Origin of the sequence: Acinetobacter johnsonii (assembly GCF_048551975.1) — a bacterium.
GTDB lineage: Bacteria > Pseudomonadota > Gammaproteobacteria > Pseudomonadales > Moraxellaceae > Acinetobacter > Acinetobacter johnsonii_A.
This window is the reverse complement of sequence record NZ_JBIMCF010000034.1, coordinates 1-16465: the sequence shown is the minus strand read 5'-3', so window position 1 is coordinate 16465 and position 16465 is coordinate 1. Positions and strand designations below refer to the sequence as shown.

At 39.6% G+C, this 16465-nt stretch carries 16 protein-coding genes and 2 pseudogenes; 8 read left to right on the top strand and 10 right to left on the bottom strand.

All coding sequences use genetic code 11. The features are described 5' to 3' along the window. Window positions 1-94: 94 nt before the first annotated feature. The 4 genes and pseudogenes from ACG9ZB_RS15560 to ACG9ZB_RS15545 form a co-directional block, all read right to left on the bottom strand. Window positions 95-784 (bottom strand): annotated as a pseudogene (locus ACG9ZB_RS15560) (MFS transporter); the annotation flags it as partial. A 130-nt stretch (window positions 785-914) separates the two neighbouring features. Continuing rightward, entirely contained in the window at window positions 915-1676 is a 762-nt protein-coding gene (locus tag ACG9ZB_RS15555; protein ID WP_419326679.1) for a 3-oxoacyl-ACP reductase, read from the bottom strand. 298 nt (window positions 1677-1974) lie between these two features. Beyond that, a complete protein-coding gene (locus ACG9ZB_RS15550; protein WP_419326677.1) occupies window positions 1975-2208 on the bottom strand; it encodes a hypothetical protein in 234 nt (77 codons plus the stop codon). A 132-nt stretch (window positions 2209-2340) separates the two neighbouring features. Further along, the gene (locus tag ACG9ZB_RS15545; protein ID WP_419326681.1) at window positions 2341-3420 is read right to left on the bottom strand and encodes a zinc-binding metallopeptidase family protein; all 1080 of its coding nucleotides are present in this window, start codon (window positions 3418-3420) and stop codon (window positions 2341-2343) included. A 553-nt stretch (window positions 3421-3973) separates the two neighbouring features. Between ACG9ZB_RS15545 and ACG9ZB_RS15540 the strand changes: the two genes are divergently transcribed. The 8 genes from ACG9ZB_RS15540 to ACG9ZB_RS15505 all read left to right on the top strand — a co-directional run bounded on the left by ACG9ZB_RS15540 (window position 3974) and on the right by ACG9ZB_RS15505 (window position 9052). Continuing rightward, complete coding sequence (locus ACG9ZB_RS15540; protein WP_004979554.1) at window positions 3974-4342, top strand: hypothetical protein; 369 nt, start codon at window positions 3974-3976, stop codon at window positions 4340-4342. A gap of 3 nt (window positions 4343-4345) precedes the next feature. Further along, on the top strand, window positions 4346-4771 hold the full coding sequence (locus ACG9ZB_RS15535; protein ID WP_419326676.1) for a hypothetical protein: 426 nt from the start codon (window positions 4346-4348) through the stop codon (window positions 4769-4771). Window positions 4772-4898: 127 nt separating this feature from the next. Then, window positions 4899-5150, top strand: coding sequence for a hypothetical protein (locus tag ACG9ZB_RS15530; protein ID WP_004693049.1), 252 nt, complete (start codon window positions 4899-4901; stop codon window positions 5148-5150). A gap of 33 nt (window positions 5151-5183) precedes the next feature. Beyond that, the gene (locus ACG9ZB_RS15525) at window positions 5184-5909 is read left to right on the top strand and encodes a zeta toxin (RefSeq protein WP_081316824.1); all 726 of its coding nucleotides are present in this window, start codon (window positions 5184-5186) and stop codon (window positions 5907-5909) included. 474 nt (window positions 5910-6383) lie between these two features. Beyond that, window positions 6384-6800: a YeeE/YedE family protein gene (locus ACG9ZB_RS15520; protein WP_419326674.1), complete on the top strand. Its 417-nt coding sequence runs from the start codon at window positions 6384-6386 to the stop codon at window positions 6798-6800. Window positions 6801-6802: 2 nt separating this feature from the next. Continuing rightward, complete coding sequence (locus ACG9ZB_RS15515) at window positions 6803-7225, top strand: DUF6691 family protein (protein WP_419326672.1); 423 nt, start codon at window positions 6803-6805, stop codon at window positions 7223-7225. Beyond that, the gene (locus ACG9ZB_RS15510; protein WP_419326671.1) at window positions 7222-8091 is read left to right on the top strand and encodes an MBL fold metallo-hydrolase; all 870 of its coding nucleotides are present in this window, start codon (window positions 7222-7224) and stop codon (window positions 8089-8091) included. Before ACG9ZB_RS15515 ends, ACG9ZB_RS15510 begins: the two co-directional genes overlap by 4 nt. A gap of 187 nt (window positions 8092-8278) precedes the next feature. Then, complete coding sequence (locus ACG9ZB_RS15505) at window positions 8279-9052, top strand: alpha/beta fold hydrolase (RefSeq protein ID WP_419326669.1); 774 nt, start codon at window positions 8279-8281, stop codon at window positions 9050-9052. Here the strand turns inward: ACG9ZB_RS15505 and ACG9ZB_RS15500 are convergent, their stop codons facing one another. The 6 genes and pseudogenes from ACG9ZB_RS15500 to tssH all read right to left on the bottom strand — a co-directional run. Then, window positions 9053-10021 carry a M15 family metallopeptidase gene (locus ACG9ZB_RS15500; protein WP_419326667.1) on the bottom strand — a complete coding sequence of 323 codons (969 nt, stop codon included), beginning with the start codon at window positions 10019-10021 and terminating at the stop codon, window positions 9053-9055. Next, entirely contained in the window at window positions 10018-10617 is a 600-nt protein-coding gene (locus ACG9ZB_RS15495; protein WP_419326665.1) for a hypothetical protein, read from the bottom strand. Before ACG9ZB_RS15495 ends, ACG9ZB_RS15500 begins: the two co-directional genes overlap by 4 nt. Before the next feature lie 11 nt (window positions 10618-10628). After that, a complete protein-coding gene (icmH, locus tag ACG9ZB_RS15490) occupies window positions 10629-11426 on the bottom strand; it encodes a type IVB secretion system protein IcmH/DotU (RefSeq protein ID WP_419326663.1) in 798 nt (265 codons plus the stop codon). Between the two features lie 11 nt (window positions 11427-11437). Next, window positions 11438-12802, bottom strand: a complete 1365-nt coding sequence (gene tssK, locus ACG9ZB_RS15485) for a type VI secretion system baseplate subunit TssK (protein ID WP_419326661.1) — start codon at window positions 12800-12802, stop codon at window positions 11438-11440. Window positions 12803-12807: 5 nt separating this feature from the next. Then, window positions 12808-13938, bottom strand: a complete 1131-nt coding sequence (gene tssA / locus ACG9ZB_RS15480) for a type VI secretion system protein TssA (RefSeq protein ID WP_419326659.1) — start codon at window positions 13936-13938, stop codon at window positions 12808-12810. A 21-nt stretch (window positions 13939-13959) separates the two neighbouring features. Next, a pseudogene (tssH, locus tag ACG9ZB_RS15475) lies at window positions 13960-16368 on the bottom strand (type VI secretion system ATPase TssH); the annotation flags it as partial. Window positions 16369-16465 lie beyond the last annotated feature (97 nt).

The window sequence follows — 16465 nt, the reverse complement described above, 5'->3', positions numbered from 1 at the left end:
TTTTGGGAAAAAAGAAGAGTTTAAGGAAATTTTGGCAATTTTAAGAAGGCAGAAGCCTGATAGGATAAGGGTTCTGTGAAATTTGTCGTGTACAGAGGAAGTTACTATAAAAACTATAAAAGGGCGCATGTGAAAAAAGCAGAATAAACTCGATACCGAAGAATGCCGCGACAACGGTTTTTTTTAAAATAGGTAATAATGGCTCGAGCTGTCCTTGTGAATGGGGTGCAGTGGTCGGTTCTTTGATGCTAAATGACCAAATAAAGGCCAAAAAAGAAATACACAGCAATAAAACTGGCAGCATAGAGATGGGTAAAAACTCTAATAAGGCTCCGATACCAAAAACTCCGACAATAAAACCGACCGAGCCCCATTTTCGAACTTTTCCATACAACGCACTGCGTTGTTCCGCGAGCCAAAATAGCGTAACGCCTTCAAATTGAGCCAGAATGGCGTTTTGGAAGAAGCTAAAGATCAGCATGAGCATGGCGATCGCCTGAAAGGAGTTTGGAATGATAAAAATCATGAACCAAATACAGGCTTCCATCCACGTTGCGACTCTGACCAAGAGCATCCGTTTCCCTGATTTATCTGCAATCCAGCCCCAAATAAAAGGAGCAAAAAAACGGGTAATGATCGCAATTGAGGAAAGGATACCGATTTCACTGTAGTTAAAGCCTTGATCTTCGAGATACAGGCTCCAAAACGGCATGAAGGTGCCTACAATGGAATAATAAAAAAAGTAAAAACCAGCCAGTCGGTGCCGAATGGGGAAAGAAAGCATCGTACTGTGTTCCTTGGTTGGGTGGGCAGATTCTCAAGAAGGCTTGAACCTAAAATAAAGCTTCAAGTCGATGAAGCTTCGAGAATTTTAAAAATGGATTGTTTAATCATTCTTATTCAGAGTTCAGGGATTAGCCTTTGACTAGACCACCATCCACAATCAAGTTTTGACCTGTCACAGCACAAGAATAGGGCGATAAGAACATTAAAATGGCTGAAGCAAACTCCTCAGGTGTAACTACACGACGCAGTGGTGTTGCACTTGCGATGTAATCAAAAACTTCATTGGGCGTGCTTTTGCTGGCATCGGTGGTTTGCAGTAAACCGCCAGAGAGCATATTGATATTAATGCCGTATTGACCAAGTTCATGCGCTGATGTACGGGTAAATGCCAACAGTGCTGCCTTCGCCGTAGTGTAGTCATGATAAGGCACCACAGGGTTCTGCACCAGATTGGTTCCGATGTTTACAATGCGGCCCAACTGGTTTTGTTTCATACCTTCAAGCGCCGCTTGGGTTGTATTCAAAGCAGCCTTAACAGCACCTTCAAATTGTTGTTGCATGGTTTCCCAGCGTAGCTCATGAACTTTTGGGCGGGCCTCACCATTAAACTCGAATTGAATGAGCGCATTATTAATCACAGCGTTGATATGCTGTCCAAAATGCTGAAAGCTTGCGTCAAACATACTTTTGACTTGAGCATTGTCTGTAACATCAGCTTGGTAGATAAAAACCTGTTCGGGATACTGCTGAGCTAAGGTTTGCGCTGCTGCTTGGCTGTTCAAATAGTTCACGACTACACGAGCACCTTCATTGATTAAGGCGTGTGTAATCGCAAGACCTAAACCGCGTGCGCCACCTGTGACCAGTACAACTTGATTTTTAATGTGCATGATGTTTCCAATCAGATAAATGCATGTATTTTTAGATAAAGCAAGTATATCAAAACCTTTGCGTGCGCTAGGTCTTAAAACCGCTACTTTTCAAGCTTTCGATATTCATTTAGATGAGTTAGAGTATTCGGATAAAAATCTCTAAGCATAGTAGAAAAGTTTTAGCATCACTGATTATTGAGCCTGAGTTTGCTCAAGGCGTAATTCTAATAATGTTTCTTGTTCTAAATGTGAACTTGAATAGGGCGGCACAATACCATCGCTCATATCATGTATGTCATTGGTCTGACGGTGATTGTCAAACCAATTTATTCACCAATTCCATGTACCAGCGGTTAGATAGTTGACTGCCACGGTGAGGCGCGGCAATAGAAATTGCACGTCCAATGGGTAAATCGGGATGAAATTGAAAACGTTCTTTAATTACGGGGTATTGTTGTAATCGGGTGTATTGCTCATAGTTTAACAGTGGAATCACTTGCTCAGAAATATCGTGTTCACTAATCAATAAGCGACTTATGACGCCGCCCATACTATGTCCACTCAGCACGGCGTCACTGGCCGAGCGAGAGTTGGGTTTAACTTGTGCAAAGGCTTGTTTAAGTAGTGCATGAATCTGATGGCGAGGCCATGAATAAGTACAATAACTTTACTTATATTCAGCTCAAGCAATTTGCCGAGCAAAGACTTTGCCCAAAACATGTTTATGTATAAATCGTAATTTATCGAGGACTGGCGCTGATAGTGTAAATGGATAAGCATCTTCTAAACCCATGCTGCGATTTAACGCATTTAAGTTAAAAGTCAGTGTCATCCACTGTTTGAGGAGTACATCAAAATCTTGAGCACCGATTGGATTTTCATAAAAGCTTAAGTCATGCGTATCTTTTCGATTATTACGCACAATTAATCCTGCATAGTAAGCGGTTTCTAATGTGTCCATCATGTGTAAATAGTGTGCCCATGTTTCTGCCCAGTCTTCCCAAGGATGTGTGCTGGCATAAGAGCTGACATAAAATTGGTCCCAGTTTTGTGGTGCGCCATCTTCATAGTGACGTTGTAGTGCTGCGCTATAATCTTGACGTTCATCTCCAAAATACTGACGGAACTCGTCGACCAACTCAGGATGTAGCGATTTAATGAGGTCAAAATAATAATGACCACTTTCATGACGGAAATGCCCCAAAAGCGTACGATAGTTTTCACCCATTTTAATACGGGTCGTTTCCCTATAGATGACATCTGCTTCACTGGCATTGAGTGTAATGACACCATTAGCATGTCCTGTCAACACAGGGTGCTCTGGTTCAGGCATGAGAAAATTAAAACGGAGTCCGTAGCGATCATCATCGTTATATTTGGGCCTTGGCATAATATTCAGACGTTGCATTAAATATAGAAAACGCCGTTTAGCATGTTCGAGCCGTGACCAATAAACGATATGATCAGGGTTGTCGAGAGTAGGAATAGTATATGTAAGTACACAAGACTCACAGTAGATGTCGTTGCTCTCTGCGGGAATGACCCAATTGCAGACCTGATGGTGCTGATAGTTATAACAAGGCTTATAGCGCTTCGTCTGGTATTTTTCATTTAGCGCTAACCAAAGAAAAGGGCTATGCTGTTCAAAGCTCCCCATATCTTTTTCTGATGCAATATAACCGAGTGTAGTTTGGCAGCTCAAACATTGTGAGTTGGCAAAAAAGACTTGGTTTTGACATGATGCGCAACTAAAGAATTTCATCGGCGACTGTGTCTTTGGTGAGCTTTTAGAACCAGTATAAACGATGTCAGTTCTCTTCGTCATGTTCTGTCCTCTATTTTGATAGGCTTGTAAAGTTGAGTATTTATTGAGAGCATATTAGAAAGAATATATGTGCTTGGTTAGTAGCGAGCTTTTCAGTGGGTTCTTTTCTTTCATATTTATATAAAGAGATATAAATTTTAAAATTTATAACCTGAATGAACGAAAAAGCTTGATTTATTAGGTGCATATTCGTCAAAAAAAGGGAATAGGAAAATCAAAGCTTCATTTTAGAATTTCAAAGCCTTTTAAGTTTCTGAGAGTAAATATAACGATAACGAACGTATCGCCAAAATGGCTACTCATGAGTTTGGGGGCGATGTTGCTTTGTTCTCGTGCGACATAACCCATAGTCGCTTAGCCCCGATATTACTTTTTTAGTGATATTGATTGTTCACCTGTGTGCTAATTGTTTAAATAAAAACAGCCTTTGACCTAAATATGTTTTAAAATGCGCTATCGATAGATTGACGCTCAAAAGGGGCAGCATCGCATGGCACAAAAGTCACAACAATCTGCATTGAATGAATTGATTGCAGAACAAAAACTACTGTGTGAAGAATTTGACTCGGCTTATGTTGAAGTAAAAGGTGATGATGTCGTTGCTGTTGCTGTACAAACTTTGAATCAAGAGCCCATTGTCGGTTTACGTAAAAAGCCAGAAACTGAAGAGAATGTCGCTTGGTTTATTTATGGTGGTGAATTGGGTGAGGGCCAAGACTTTTTTACAACCATGACTGTACGTGAATTACAAGATATCTTGCCTGATGTACTTCCATATTTGGCTTTAAGTGAAGGTTATCGTTTTATGATTGATGGCGATGACTATGAAGACGTATGGAAAGAAGGCGATGAGTCTTAATACATGAAAAAACAAACATGGACGTTGCTTAGCCTTTCGTTATTTTTATCATCGTTTCTATCAACCCTGAGTTATGCAGAAACAACGAAGCTAACTCAGGCGCAGTATGATCAGAAGATGGCTGAATATACTGCAATTGTGAATTCAACTAAAACCGTTTTAGATGCAAAAGATAATCCAGCGACAGCAACAGAAATGAAAACCGCATTTTGTCAGCGTATGGATGCATATCATCAAATTGCTGCGCTATCTAAAGCCAATATTGAGTTAAGTACCGCTTCAGTGATGCTGATGGTGGCCAACCGTTATCTTGATCAGCAAGAAAAAAGTTTGACCGATGCAGGGATGAATGAAAGTGTTTTCTGCCCAACGGCTAAAGCTTTAAAAGTTGAAGATACGAAACGATTAAAAAGTAAAGTAACAGAATAAGACAGCATGAAATTAGTGTAGATATTAAGATCTAATTTATTGTTTAAGGATGCTGTATAAATAGACAATGTCCTCGATTGTGTTAAGATAAATAAAAATCAATCATCGTTTGAGTAGGAGTTGGTGTATGGCAGCTTATACCGACATTAAAGTAGGCAAATATGAGGATGATATGATTCCTAAACTTGCCATTCATGCTTTTCATGATGCTTTTCAAAAAGCAACCACTCGTTCGTCTGTGGTTTATGCAAAAGCTGAACAGTTGGTTGAACGCGATATTCATGGTAATGAAACTGTTTTACAAGACTTAAGTCATGCTTATGTCGATGTAGGTGTTTTACCGACACTGACACGTAAAAAGAAACACGCGACCGTATAGATTGATATGCCACCTCGACAACCTAGAATAAGAATGTTTGCAGGGCCGAATGGTTCTGGTAAAAGCACTGTTAAAGATTACCTCTTGCCCCAACATATTGGGGCATATTTAAATGCAGATGAACTGGAACAAAACTTAAGACAGAGTCAACGCATTGATTTATTGCATTATCATCCTTCCTTAAAAGCTTCAGAGTTGGTCACTTTTCTAAAAAGTAAGAAGCGTCCTCAAGCGGGACAGTTCGTGGCCTTACTTGCGCATGAACCAATTGTGCTAGATGAATGGAAGATTGAGTTTAAAACCGAAGAAATTGATTCTTATCTTTGTGCACGCATTATTGACTATATTCGGCTTGAGTTTCTGCGCTTAAAAGTTAGTTTTACTTTTGAGACGGTCATGTCACATATCTCTAAAGTTGAGTTTCTCCGAGAAGCGAAACGTCAGGGTTATAAAACCTATCTATATTATGTCTCAACAGTAGACCCACAAATCAATATTGCCCGAGTCAAGTATCGCGTCAGTGTGGGTGGTCATCCGGTTCCTGAGCAGAAAATTATTGAACGTTACTACCGTAGTATGGATCTGCTCATGCAAGCCATAGAGTGCTGTGATCGCGCCTACTTGTTTGATAACTCTTCTGACGGTATACAAGCGTCTTTTCTTGCAGAAATTGAAGCAGCTGAAACCCTAAAGATGAATGCCGCCGTGTCTAAGCTCCCAATATGGTTTGCAGAACGGGTATTATCAGAATTCCAATAAACTGCTCGGAAAAAGAGCAGATTATTTTATCCTTTTTTATGTGTCTGGCCGCATAAAAAAATATTCAAAAGTTGCGAATGTGTTTTATAAACCCAGAATAATACTCATGATGTAGAGAAGTGTCCCCAATTCTATTCAGATTCTTTAAATGAAAACTATAATGAAATAAAATGAGAGAAGTTAAGTATTTCTAATCTAAAAAAGGGCTGAATACAAAATCTCTCGGGGATATATTCAAGATTTTTACGTTATTGTGAAGAATAACTATGTAAAAGAAATGCTTTAAGGTGTTATCTAAAAGACTAAAAGCTTCGATAACGAACAGATAGTAACCATTCAAATATCTAAATCTAGATGCAAGTGCCCGTAAACAGTGGTCATAGACGTGCATAGCATCGATAGATACAAAGAGGGATTGATTATTTTTAAATTAAATATATTATAAAAACATATATTGTTTTAGGGTGCTTACCAATGCATGATTTTGCGTGGTCTTTTATAGGTGGAATATTACTCGGCATCTCCGCCGTTGGATATTTATATACCAATGGGCGGATTGCGGGAATCAGTGGTCTGGTCTCACAGGTTTTAAACTTAAGAGGGATCATAAATACGCCTGCACTGTGGTTCTTATTGGGGCTGTTTATTGTTCCGTTTATATACGCAGCTTTTGTTCAGCCAGAAATTTATATTGACGCTACACCTCTCATGTTAATCATTGCGGGCGTATTGGTAGGTTTTGGAACGCGATTAGGTTCTGGATGTACCAGCGGGCATGGTATTTGTGGTATCAGTCGTTTATCCAAACGTTCCATCATCGCTACAATGAGTTTTATGTTCGCAGGCTTTATCACTGTGTATGTTGTCCGTCATATGCTTGGAGCAATCTAAAAATGAAAAATGTTTGGGCATTCATTTGGGGTGGATTATTTTCAATTGGTCTCATGCTTTCAGGAATGTCGAATCCTGCGAAGGTGATTGGCTTTTTAGATATTTTTGGGCACTGGGATGCCAGTTTAGCTTTTGTGATGATGGGTGCAATTGCGATTGCATTTATTCCTTTTCAAAAAGCTGTACGTCAGCCACATCCACAAACGGTTTATGGTGAAGCCATACAACTTCCTAAAAATACGAAAATCGACAGAAAACTGATCTTTGGAAGTTTGCTATTTGGTATAGGCTGGGGAATTGCGGGAATTTGTCCTGCGCCGAGTTTTACTTTGATTGGGCTGGGTTATTATCAAGCGATCTATTTTATAATTGCGATGTTTGTCGGTGTACTGCTACATCGTAAAGTAATGGAGAAAATGCCATGAAGCAAACCGCGCAAGTAAAAGCATTTTTTGATACACAGACCAATACGTTTAGTTATGTGGTGAGTGATCCAGACACTCAGCGCTGCGCCGTGATTGATAGTGTATTGGACTATGATGCAGCATCGGCAACGACCAAAACAGAGCAGGCAGATTTAATTATTGCTTATATTCAAGAAAATAGCCTAAGCGTAGACTGGATTTTAGAAACACATGTGCATGCAGATCATCTAAGTGCTGCACAGTATTTAAAGCAAAAACTAGGTGGAAAAATTGCGATTAGTCATAAGATTGAAATCGTACAACAAACTTTTGGTGAGATTTATCACTTAGATATTAAGAGTTTAAATGCTACGCAGTCATTTGATTATCTTTTTGCAGATCACGAGACATTTTTGATAGGCAACATAAAAGCATATAATATTCCGACACCAGGGCATACACCTGCGTGTCTCAGTTATGTCATTGGTAATGCTGTTTTTGTGGGGGACACGTTGTTTATGCCTGACTATGGGACGGCACGTTGTGATTTTCCCAAGGGGAGTGCGGCGACTTTATTTGACTCAGTGAAGACTTTGTACACATTGCCAGATCAAACGCGGATGTTCTTATGCCATGACTACTTACCTGAAAGTCGTGATCAATACCAATATGAGACATCGGTTTATTCGCAAAAGCATGAAAACATTCATATCAATACTACAACGAGAAAAGTTGATTTTGTCGAGATGAGAAACCGCCGTGATGCAACGTTAAGCATGCCAAAATTGATATTACCTGCAATTCAAATCAATATGTTTGCAGGCAAGTTCCCTCAACCAGAAGACAATGATATTTCTTACTTAAAAATTCCGCTGAATTATTTTTAAAACAGAAAAGTAGCAAGACTTAAAGCATTTGGCATTTTTTCACTTGCTTAAAATCTCATCTTAAACAGGCATGTAAATCATGCCTTTAAATTTAGCCTAAGCAGAAATGAACTTAATCTAAAAAGTCATTTGATTTATTCAGATTAAAAATTCAATATCTATAGAAATCAAATAAAGTAAGTTTCATATGATCCTAAATCATCAATTTCATCAAAATGAGCAGTCAGCTGCAAAAACACTGGTCTTTGTTCACGGTTTATTTGGCAGTTTAAGTAATTTAGGGATGTTGGCTCGGGAGTTTTATTCAAACCACCCTGTATTACAGGTAGATGTACGTAATCATGGATTATCTGCGCATTCCAATGTGATGAATTATGAGGTAATGGCTGCTGATCTAATTGAAACTTTAGATGAACTCAATATCGAGCACTTTTCTTTGATCGGGCATTCGATGGGGGGAAAGCTGGTGATGAAAGTGACCGAACTCGCAGGAGATCGACTAGATCAACTGGTGGTATTGGATATTACGCCTATTGCTTACAAAGAAAATCATCATGAGCAGATTTTTAAAGCGCTCTTTGCTGTACAAAAAGCAGATATTGAAACACGTCAGCAAGCTATAGAAATCATGCGTGAATATCTCAAAGAAGAAATGGTGATTCAGTTTCTATTGAAATCTTTTAGTAAAGGGAAGTGGTTGTTTAATGTGGATGCACTGTATCAGAACTATGCCCAAATTTTGTCATGGGAAAATATAGAAACATGGCATAAGTCTGCATTGTTTATACGTGGTGGAAACTCACCTTATGTAGAAAAGCCAGAATATATAGAAGCTATCCAATCGCAGTTTTCTCAAGCCCAGATTCAGACGGTGACAGATGCTGGACACTGGTTACATGCAGAGAAAACTGAGCAAGTTCTGCAAATCGTTACTCAATATTTGAGTCAGCCTTCAACCTGATTAACTCAAATTCGCAGCTGAAAGTTGTCCTTCAGAGGTCAGCTTTTCAGCGATTTCCGCAGTTTTCTTTAAATTCGGCATTCGATATTCGGTATGGCCATAGTCTTGGATCGACTTCCAACGCCCGCCCCAAGTTAAACCTACAGATTCTGCAACTTCACCATAGAGCTGATAGCCACGCATCGCCCATGGGTCTCGTTCAGAAATAACGACTTTTCCATCTCGCTTAAATGCGACATCCGCTGCTAATCCAAATTGGTGGTAACTTTGGTAACCACGCGCCAAAGTCGTATTTTTATTGCTAGCTAAAGAATTTTGACGCTGCGGGCTACGATAGCCTTCCAGTAAAACCAGTTCATATCCATGCTGCTCATGCATAATTTTAAATACCATCAGTAAACGTTGTTTATAGCGTGGGTTCATTTTGTGCCACTTACGATCAGCTGTTGCTAAATTGTCATGTGAATGAGTTGAATGTAAATCCTGAATACTCGGATCGTAATTCAAAGCACTGGCCTGAATAGAATTATTATTAAGATTCGCTTGCTCAAGCAGACTTGCTTCAACTATGGCCGCAGCAACTAAGGATTCTTCGATCTCTGGTGGCGGGGACAAAATCTGCCCATCAAGTAGGGCATAAATTTGTGGATCCGATTGTCTTAAATAATCGGCTTCGATTTTAGTGGGCGTGACGGGGCTGGTAAAAGCAAACATTAAAATGCTGGCAAATAAAAATAGACCTGCAACCAATATCCACCACTGTTGAATATGCCAATGCGATTGCAATTGCTCGGGTGCAGCAGCATGATTTATATGCCGTGCAAAATGACGAGCGGTTTGAAATCTTTGTTTTCCTTGAGGAATTAATCCCACAAAAAAACCAGCTAGTTTTGCTCTAAGTTCATAGGACAGTGCCAAACTTAGCCCTAGTGCAAGGATTAGAAAGATCGAAAAAAGAGCATAAATCATAGTCTGATAGTGGTTGGCATTGGAGCTTCGACAGTACGAGTTGTAATCTTTGTTTGCACACTCCCTGTGAGAGATTCTTCGGATTTTTCCACTACCTGTTCTGCTTTGGCTACTTTGTTGGGATTTTTATCTTTCGGTCCGGCCGAAATTTGCGCTGATGAGTTTTGTTTCTTATTTTCTTTTGATAAGGGCTGAGGACTAGCACTCTTCATCGATGGTGCAGCAACTGTTTCAGCTGGACGAAGAAAAGCTTTGCTTAATTCATCTTCTTTGGGTTGAGGAAAATCAGAAGGCGGCTCAGTTACATTTGAAGGTTGAACACTTTTAGAAGGGACGGCTTTAGTCGCTTCAAAAATAGCTTCGGGTTCCCGCGTCGGGGCTTCATTATCGACTGAAGGTTCAGCGACATCGACACTAGAGCTTTGACTAACCTGTATTGAATCATTTTTTTGCTGTGTAAAAACGTAAGTAAAACCAAGAGTGGCCATCAATACAACGCCACTCAAAAAACCACCAAACACATAGAGCATAGGTGAAATATTTTTCTTTTTTGTAGACGTCAAAATTTTGACTGAAGTCCGTTTTTCATGAGCCATGGAGTTAGTTCTTAGGGTAAATGAATAGTAATATGTGCCTGTTCTGTTGGCGTAGAAATGACATTTTCATATGTGGCTAAAGAATTCGTACTTTGCTTTGATAACATATAGCGCAAGCCCGCAAAGGATAAGAGGGCGAATACGATTAGAAAAAGTAAAATCCAGTAAAAAGGAAGCTCACGGTGAATCATGTGTTTAATTTGATCGGGTAGCAATGCAAAGGGAGAAAAGGCTGCCTTCTTTCCTTTTAAGTAGTCAATTTCATCGCCTACACGCGCCACTAAATGGTTTAAATTTTCTATAGACTCAATACGATATCTACCATGAAAACCCAGAAGCATGCAGTAATGATAAACTTCAAGTGCGGCTAATCGACTATTTCCTTTACGGCGTAACTCTTCTAAAATTTCGAAAAAACGATAACCCGCAAGTTGCGAGCCAAATAAACTAAGCTGTAAGGGACTGATTAACCAACTATTTTGTAGCTCGAAAAATTGTGCATCTTGCTGAGTCACAATGGTTTCATCTAATAATGCACAGTAAGCATATTTAGCATCTTGAATATCATCTGATGAAAATTGTAATTTTCGGGCTTGGTTTTCAAAACGGTTGAGTAGGGCAATGATTTTTTCGCGAAATTCAGTCGGACTACTCGGTATATATTTTTTTTTTAATAAAAATACAATATAAAAACCATCATGGAGTAAGTCGACCAAGTTGGTTGTACAGGTGACTTTGGCGGTCATGGGCTGAGTAATTGAACCAGTTCCAATTTGTCCATCATCAAAAAGTGAAGGGGCATTATTCATGATTCATTTCCTTAGCCATTCATCACAGCAATCAATTCAACAGCAATATCTTGGAAACCTGCCGGAATATAAATACAAATTGACTCGGCATCCAACATGCGTTGGTATAAGTCATTATTTGGTTCAATTTCAAAGTAACTCACACCAGATCGCACTGGAATAGCGGTTGGAACCTGCATTAAATGATGCAAAGGAACGGCAGGAAGTGCTGCAATGACGCGTTGTTCAACATCTACGGTGTTGCCGACTTTAAATCTCAACGGAACCAATTGAATTAGTTCGTGACTTTGCATCATGCTGCTAGAAACAGCCAAGTAAAGTCTTGAATCTCGAGTAATTTTATCTGACTCTAAACTGCCTAACCAATAAGATGTTCGTGTTTCTTTCAATTGGATACTGATGTAGCGGTTTGAAATAATCGTATCTAATAACTCACGTAGAATGACATCGAGCTGACTAAAACTTTCTTGTAAATTATGATGTTGATAGCGAGGTAAATGATCAACTTCATGAGCCGTTGAAAAAGTCAGCAATGAGCCAGTCAAACGTAATAATTCAAAGAATAGCCGCTCTGGATGGATATGCGGGTATTGCAATAAATGATTCAACGTCGCGTGTGCTGTGTTAAGTGCATTAACCAGCCAAAATGACACAATGTCGCCAGAGCGAAATTCAATCAGTTTTTGCTCGTTTTCTCGATTATTACTTTGAATGGTTTTAATTTTCGCTTTGATAACATTTAAGCTGCGTTTCAAACTCGAGATAAGATTTTCAGAAGATTCAATATGCAAGATAGGCGGAATAAAATGACGATCAAATTCAAATTGACCTGAGCTTTGACGTTTAATTTTTGCTAAAGCTAAATACAAAAAGCCATCAAGCTCTTGATTCGGTTCTGCATTGACCTCTAACAAGCGAAACTCTGCACGGCGACGCAATAAGGTGATATCTGCTGCAGTTGCATCTGTAAATAAATCATGAGTTGAGGTTAGATAAGAATGATAGCGACCGAACTGTGCACTATTTTCAGCGGTCACATTTTTCTTATTGGCTTGTACAATCGGCAAGGCTAAATAAACCAAGATTTCGCCACGTAAATTCAGTTCATCTAATAACACTGGCTCTGGCAATAAATCACGTGTCGGCGCCTGATAGATTTCGCCATCTTGCCAAATCATACTAATACTTTCGAGTGCCAAGATATGTGTGTGTAACTGGGCTTCATCAAATTGAACATTTTGAATGCCATAAGCAAATGGAATCGTAGACCGAATAGTATGATTCAGACGTTGTTCATGATACGCATCTTGTAATTGAAAATGTTGAGGACGTAAAAATAGACCTTCACCCCAAAGTATTTTTTCTGCTTTAAACATTTAGATTACCAATCGTTTGATTCATTTGCTTGTTGTACGCCCAGTAGTTCTTGGACGTTATGCAGTGGATTTTCGTTTTTAATGACTTGATTTAACCATTCATGTAGTGGCATCTGACTCCACTTGATGGTTTTCTGTAACATATAGCTTACGGGACTATGCGGTTCATTGGCTTGGAAATAGTCAGAAATTTCTTGTAATACCCGCATGGCTTGTTCACGGTTTGCTAAGTGATTTTGCGGTTGAACCTGAAAGCCTTTGGATGGATGGACGGTGTGCATGTCAATCTCTTGTTCTTTGTGCTGGGTAAATGAAAGTGCCTGTGTTGTTATCGTTGCGGCAGCAGAAGATTCAGACGTTTGTGTCGCCCTTACAGGTTGGGTAAAAACATCGGTTTTATAGACCTTTTTTAAACTGGCATGGATGTTTTCAAGCTGAGTATCAATAGCAGCAAAGCTTGGTGCATCTAAGCCCATTAAGGTATCTAATACACTTTTCAAAATTGACCATTCAGCCAGAATCGCCGAAAAATGTTGATAGTTCTGATATTGAAATGATTTTGATGTATTGAACAAGCTCTGCTCAAACTGTTCCAAAATTTGAGAGCTATTGGTATCCTTCGTATAACTTTCGACTTGTTTCAACAAATGGTTTTTTTGTCTCAGTAAGGCTTCATAATCACTGAGTGAAAATGCAGGAGCATTCACGATAGCGACTTGTTTAATCAGTGGAATTAAATGATTAATTGAACCTTGTAATAAACCTAGACGTTGATCTAAATCTTCTTCTTCAATTTCAGGATGAAGTTGTGTCCAATATTCACTTAGCGTTCGGTGCATAAGCTCTAGGGCTTTTGCAGTACCTTCGAATCCGTATAAATTTGACCACGCTTCAAGTAACCATCCCAATAAGCGTAAATCTTTTGATTTTCCCGTGAGGAGCTCGATAGATTTTTGTTCAACGAACTGCCAGTCTGCTTGCTTGGGTTCAGCAACCCAGTCGCCTTGATCGAGTAGTGGATCATCCTGAGTTTTTGCAATTTTGATAGCGTGGAATTCATTGGAAAAAGACAAGTCTTGTCCACATGGTTGATCGCTTGAGATAGGAGACAATAAAGGCTCGATTTCTAAGCTCATAATTTTACACTCTATATTCTATTAAACTTGATTCGCTTTATTTTTAGCAGGATGTCGTTTCTTTTTAGCCGTGGTCTTTTCGACAGGGTCTAAAACATAAGTAATTTCATCATCTTTGACATCAATCTGAATGACTTTAGGCAAATGACCGGCTGCCAATGCCATCAATATTTCTGTGGCTAAAGCTGGCAATATGCTGGCATTTAAAATGTGATCAACATTTCGGGCACCGCTATCGACTTCCGTGCAGCGACTTAATAACAGTTCTACCAGTTCCTCTGAATATTGAACTTTGGTTTGGTACCGCTTCTCAAGGCGAGAGGTTATTTTCTTGATTTTATGATGGATAATTTGAACCAGTAAATCATCATGCAGTGCGAAATAGGGAACGATACGCATGCGCCCTAAAAAAGCAGGTTTAAACTGTTTATATAAACTTGGTTTTAACTGCTCAGCTAAACTTTCTGCTGTTGGCCATGTCTCAATCGGTTGATTCAAACACGCCTGCATAATGACATTCGAACCTACATTCGAGGTCAAAATAATGGTGGTATTCTTAAAGTCGATGATTCGACCTTCACCATCTTCAAGCGTACCTTTGTCAAAAACTTGATAAAAGAGTTCTTGAACATCGTTGTGTGCTTTTTCAATTTCATCCAATAAAACCACGCTATAAGGATTGCGGCGAACTGCTTCAGTCAGCACACCACCTTGACCATATCCAACATATCCAGGTGGAGCACCTTTTAAAGAAGAAACGGTATGTGCTTCTTGATATTCAGACATATTTATGGTGATCAGGTGGGATTCTCCACCATAAAGCTCACTCGCCAGCGCAAGTGCAGTTTCGGTTTTACCGACACCACTTGGGCCCACCAACATGAACACGCCTTGCGGTTTATTAGGATCATCCAATTTTGCTTTAGATGTTTTAATCCCCTGAACCAGTTGATGTAGGGCAGAGTCTTGTCCCATAACACGCTCAGCCAGTTTGCTTTCTAGGCTGAGAATCTGTTTTATTTCATCGTTCACCATATTGCCCACAGGAATACCGGTCCAATCTGAAATAATTTCATTAATGATTTGTGCATTAACACGCTCAAACACTAAGGGATTCTGGCCTTGTACCTTGCTTAATTCTTCACGAAGCGCAGCAATCCCTTTTTGATCGTTGTGAGCCGTTGTATCTTGTTGGAGTTGTTTTATCTGTTCAACAAGCGTTCTTTCTTTTTGCCATTGCATTTGCGTGTGTTCAATTTCACACTCAAGCTGCGCTAGTTTTTGCTTTAGGTCGTACAAGCGCTCATGATGAATCGGTAAATTTTTATGTTCATTTTCTAAAATTTCATGTTCAAGTTTGAGATTATGTTGTTGAGCAAGTATCTGATCTAACTTTATAGGTTGTGCATTCTGAGTGAGTGCTACACGCGCTGCGGCTGTATCCAGCACACTAATTGCTTTGTCTGGGAGTTGGCGGCCACTAATATAACGATGCGAAGAGTGTACAGCTGTAACTATGGCTTCATCATCAATATTTAAATTAAAATGATTGGCCATGACTGGCAACATGGCGCGCAACATATCGATGGCGACATCTTCGGTCGGCTCTTCAACTTTAACGACTTGGAAGCGTCGACTGAGCGCCGCATCTTTTTCAAAATATTGTTTATATTCAGCCCATGTGGTTGCTGCAATGGTGCGTAATTCACCACGAGCCAGTGCAGGTTTTAATAGATTGGCAGCATCATTTTGGCCTGCTTGACCTCCTGCACCAATCAAAGTGTGAGCTTCATCAATAAATAAAATTATAGGATGCGTGGCAGACTGAACTTCTTGAATCACTTGTTTCAAGCGATTTTCAAATTCACCTTTTACGCTGGCACCTGCTTGTAATAGCCCCATATCAAGCGTATGCAGCTGAACATTTTTTAAAGCATCAGGCACTTGGTTGTTCACAATTTTTAATGCAAAGCCTTCAACGACAGCCGTTTTTCCTACACCCGGTTCACCAGTTAAAATGGGGTTATTTTGGCGTCGACGCATCAGGATATCGAGCATTAAACGTATTTCAAACTCACGACCAATAACAGGGTCGATAAGGCCACTTTGTGCCTTTTGGGTCAGGTTAATTGTATATTGATCAAGTGCTGGCGTTTTGTTTTTAGCCAAATGCTGTACAGGCTCAGTGCTTTCGCTTGGCGCTGTTTCCTGTAAAACGTCTTGTTCGATACTGTTTGAGCATAGGTCTAAAAATTTATGCTTCATTGTGTCAATTGGGAAAAGTTCGAATTGGCTGGAAGCGCGTAAAGCCATTTGATGTAAATCTGGTGCTGTTAAAAGTGCTACTAAGATATGACCCGTTCTAATGACAGGATTTTGTTCAGCTGAAGCAAGTAACCACGCTTGTTCTAATAAACGAATAATGGATTGAGGCTTTGTTGCACAAAGCCGTTCTTAAGGGCTTCTTCGGCAATATAATTTCCAAATGAAGAAGCCTACACACAAAATCTACCGCACAACCAATTGG

Bases quoted from the DNA above. Each gene is read 5' to 3' on its own strand.
- ACG9ZB_RS15555 (WP_419326679.1), bottom strand. From the start codon at position 1,676: ATGCACATTAAAAATCAAGTTGTACTGGTCACAGGTGGCGCACGCGGT.
- ACG9ZB_RS15550 (WP_419326677.1), bottom strand. From the start codon at position 2,208: ATGGGCGGCGTCATAAGTCGCTTATTGATTAGTGAACACGATATTTCT.
- ACG9ZB_RS15545 (WP_419326681.1), bottom strand. From the start codon at position 3,420: ATGAAATTCTTTAGTTGCGCATCATGTCAAAACCAAGTCTTTTTTGCC.
- ACG9ZB_RS15540 (WP_004979554.1), top strand. From the start codon at position 3,974: ATGGCACAAAAGTCACAACAATCTGCATTGAATGAATTGATTGCAGAA.
- ACG9ZB_RS15535 (WP_419326676.1), top strand. From the start codon at position 4,346: ATGAAAAAACAAACATGGACGTTGCTTAGCCTTTCGTTATTTTTATCA.
- ACG9ZB_RS15530 (WP_004693049.1), top strand. From the start codon at position 4,899: ATGGCAGCTTATACCGACATTAAAGTAGGCAAATATGAGGATGATATG.
- ACG9ZB_RS15525 (WP_081316824.1), top strand. From the start codon at position 5,184: ATGTTTGCAGGGCCGAATGGTTCTGGTAAAAGCACTGTTAAAGATTAC.
- ACG9ZB_RS15520 (WP_419326674.1), top strand. From the start codon at position 6,384: ATGCATGATTTTGCGTGGTCTTTTATAGGTGGAATATTACTCGGCATC.
- ACG9ZB_RS15515 (WP_419326672.1), top strand. From the start codon at position 6,803: ATGAAAAATGTTTGGGCATTCATTTGGGGTGGATTATTTTCAATTGGT.
- ACG9ZB_RS15510 (WP_419326671.1), top strand. From the start codon at position 7,222: ATGAAGCAAACCGCGCAAGTAAAAGCATTTTTTGATACACAGACCAAT.
- ACG9ZB_RS15505 (WP_419326669.1), top strand. From the start codon at position 8,279: ATGATCCTAAATCATCAATTTCATCAAAATGAGCAGTCAGCTGCAAAA.
- ACG9ZB_RS15500 (WP_419326667.1), bottom strand. From the start codon at position 10,021: ATGATTTATGCTCTTTTTTCGATCTTTCTAATCCTTGCACTAGGGCTA.
- ACG9ZB_RS15495 (WP_419326665.1), bottom strand. From the start codon at position 10,617: ATGGCTCATGAAAAACGGACTTCAGTCAAAATTTTGACGTCTACAAAA.
- icmH (WP_419326663.1), bottom strand. From the start codon at position 11,426: ATGAATAATGCCCCTTCACTTTTTGATGATGGACAAATTGGAACTGGT.
- tssK (WP_419326661.1), bottom strand. From the start codon at position 12,802: ATGTTTAAAGCAGAAAAAATACTTTGGGGTGAAGGTCTATTTTTACGT.
- tssA (WP_419326659.1), bottom strand. From the start codon at position 13,938: ATGAGCTTAGAAATCGAGCCTTTATTGTCTCCTATCTCAAGCGATCAA.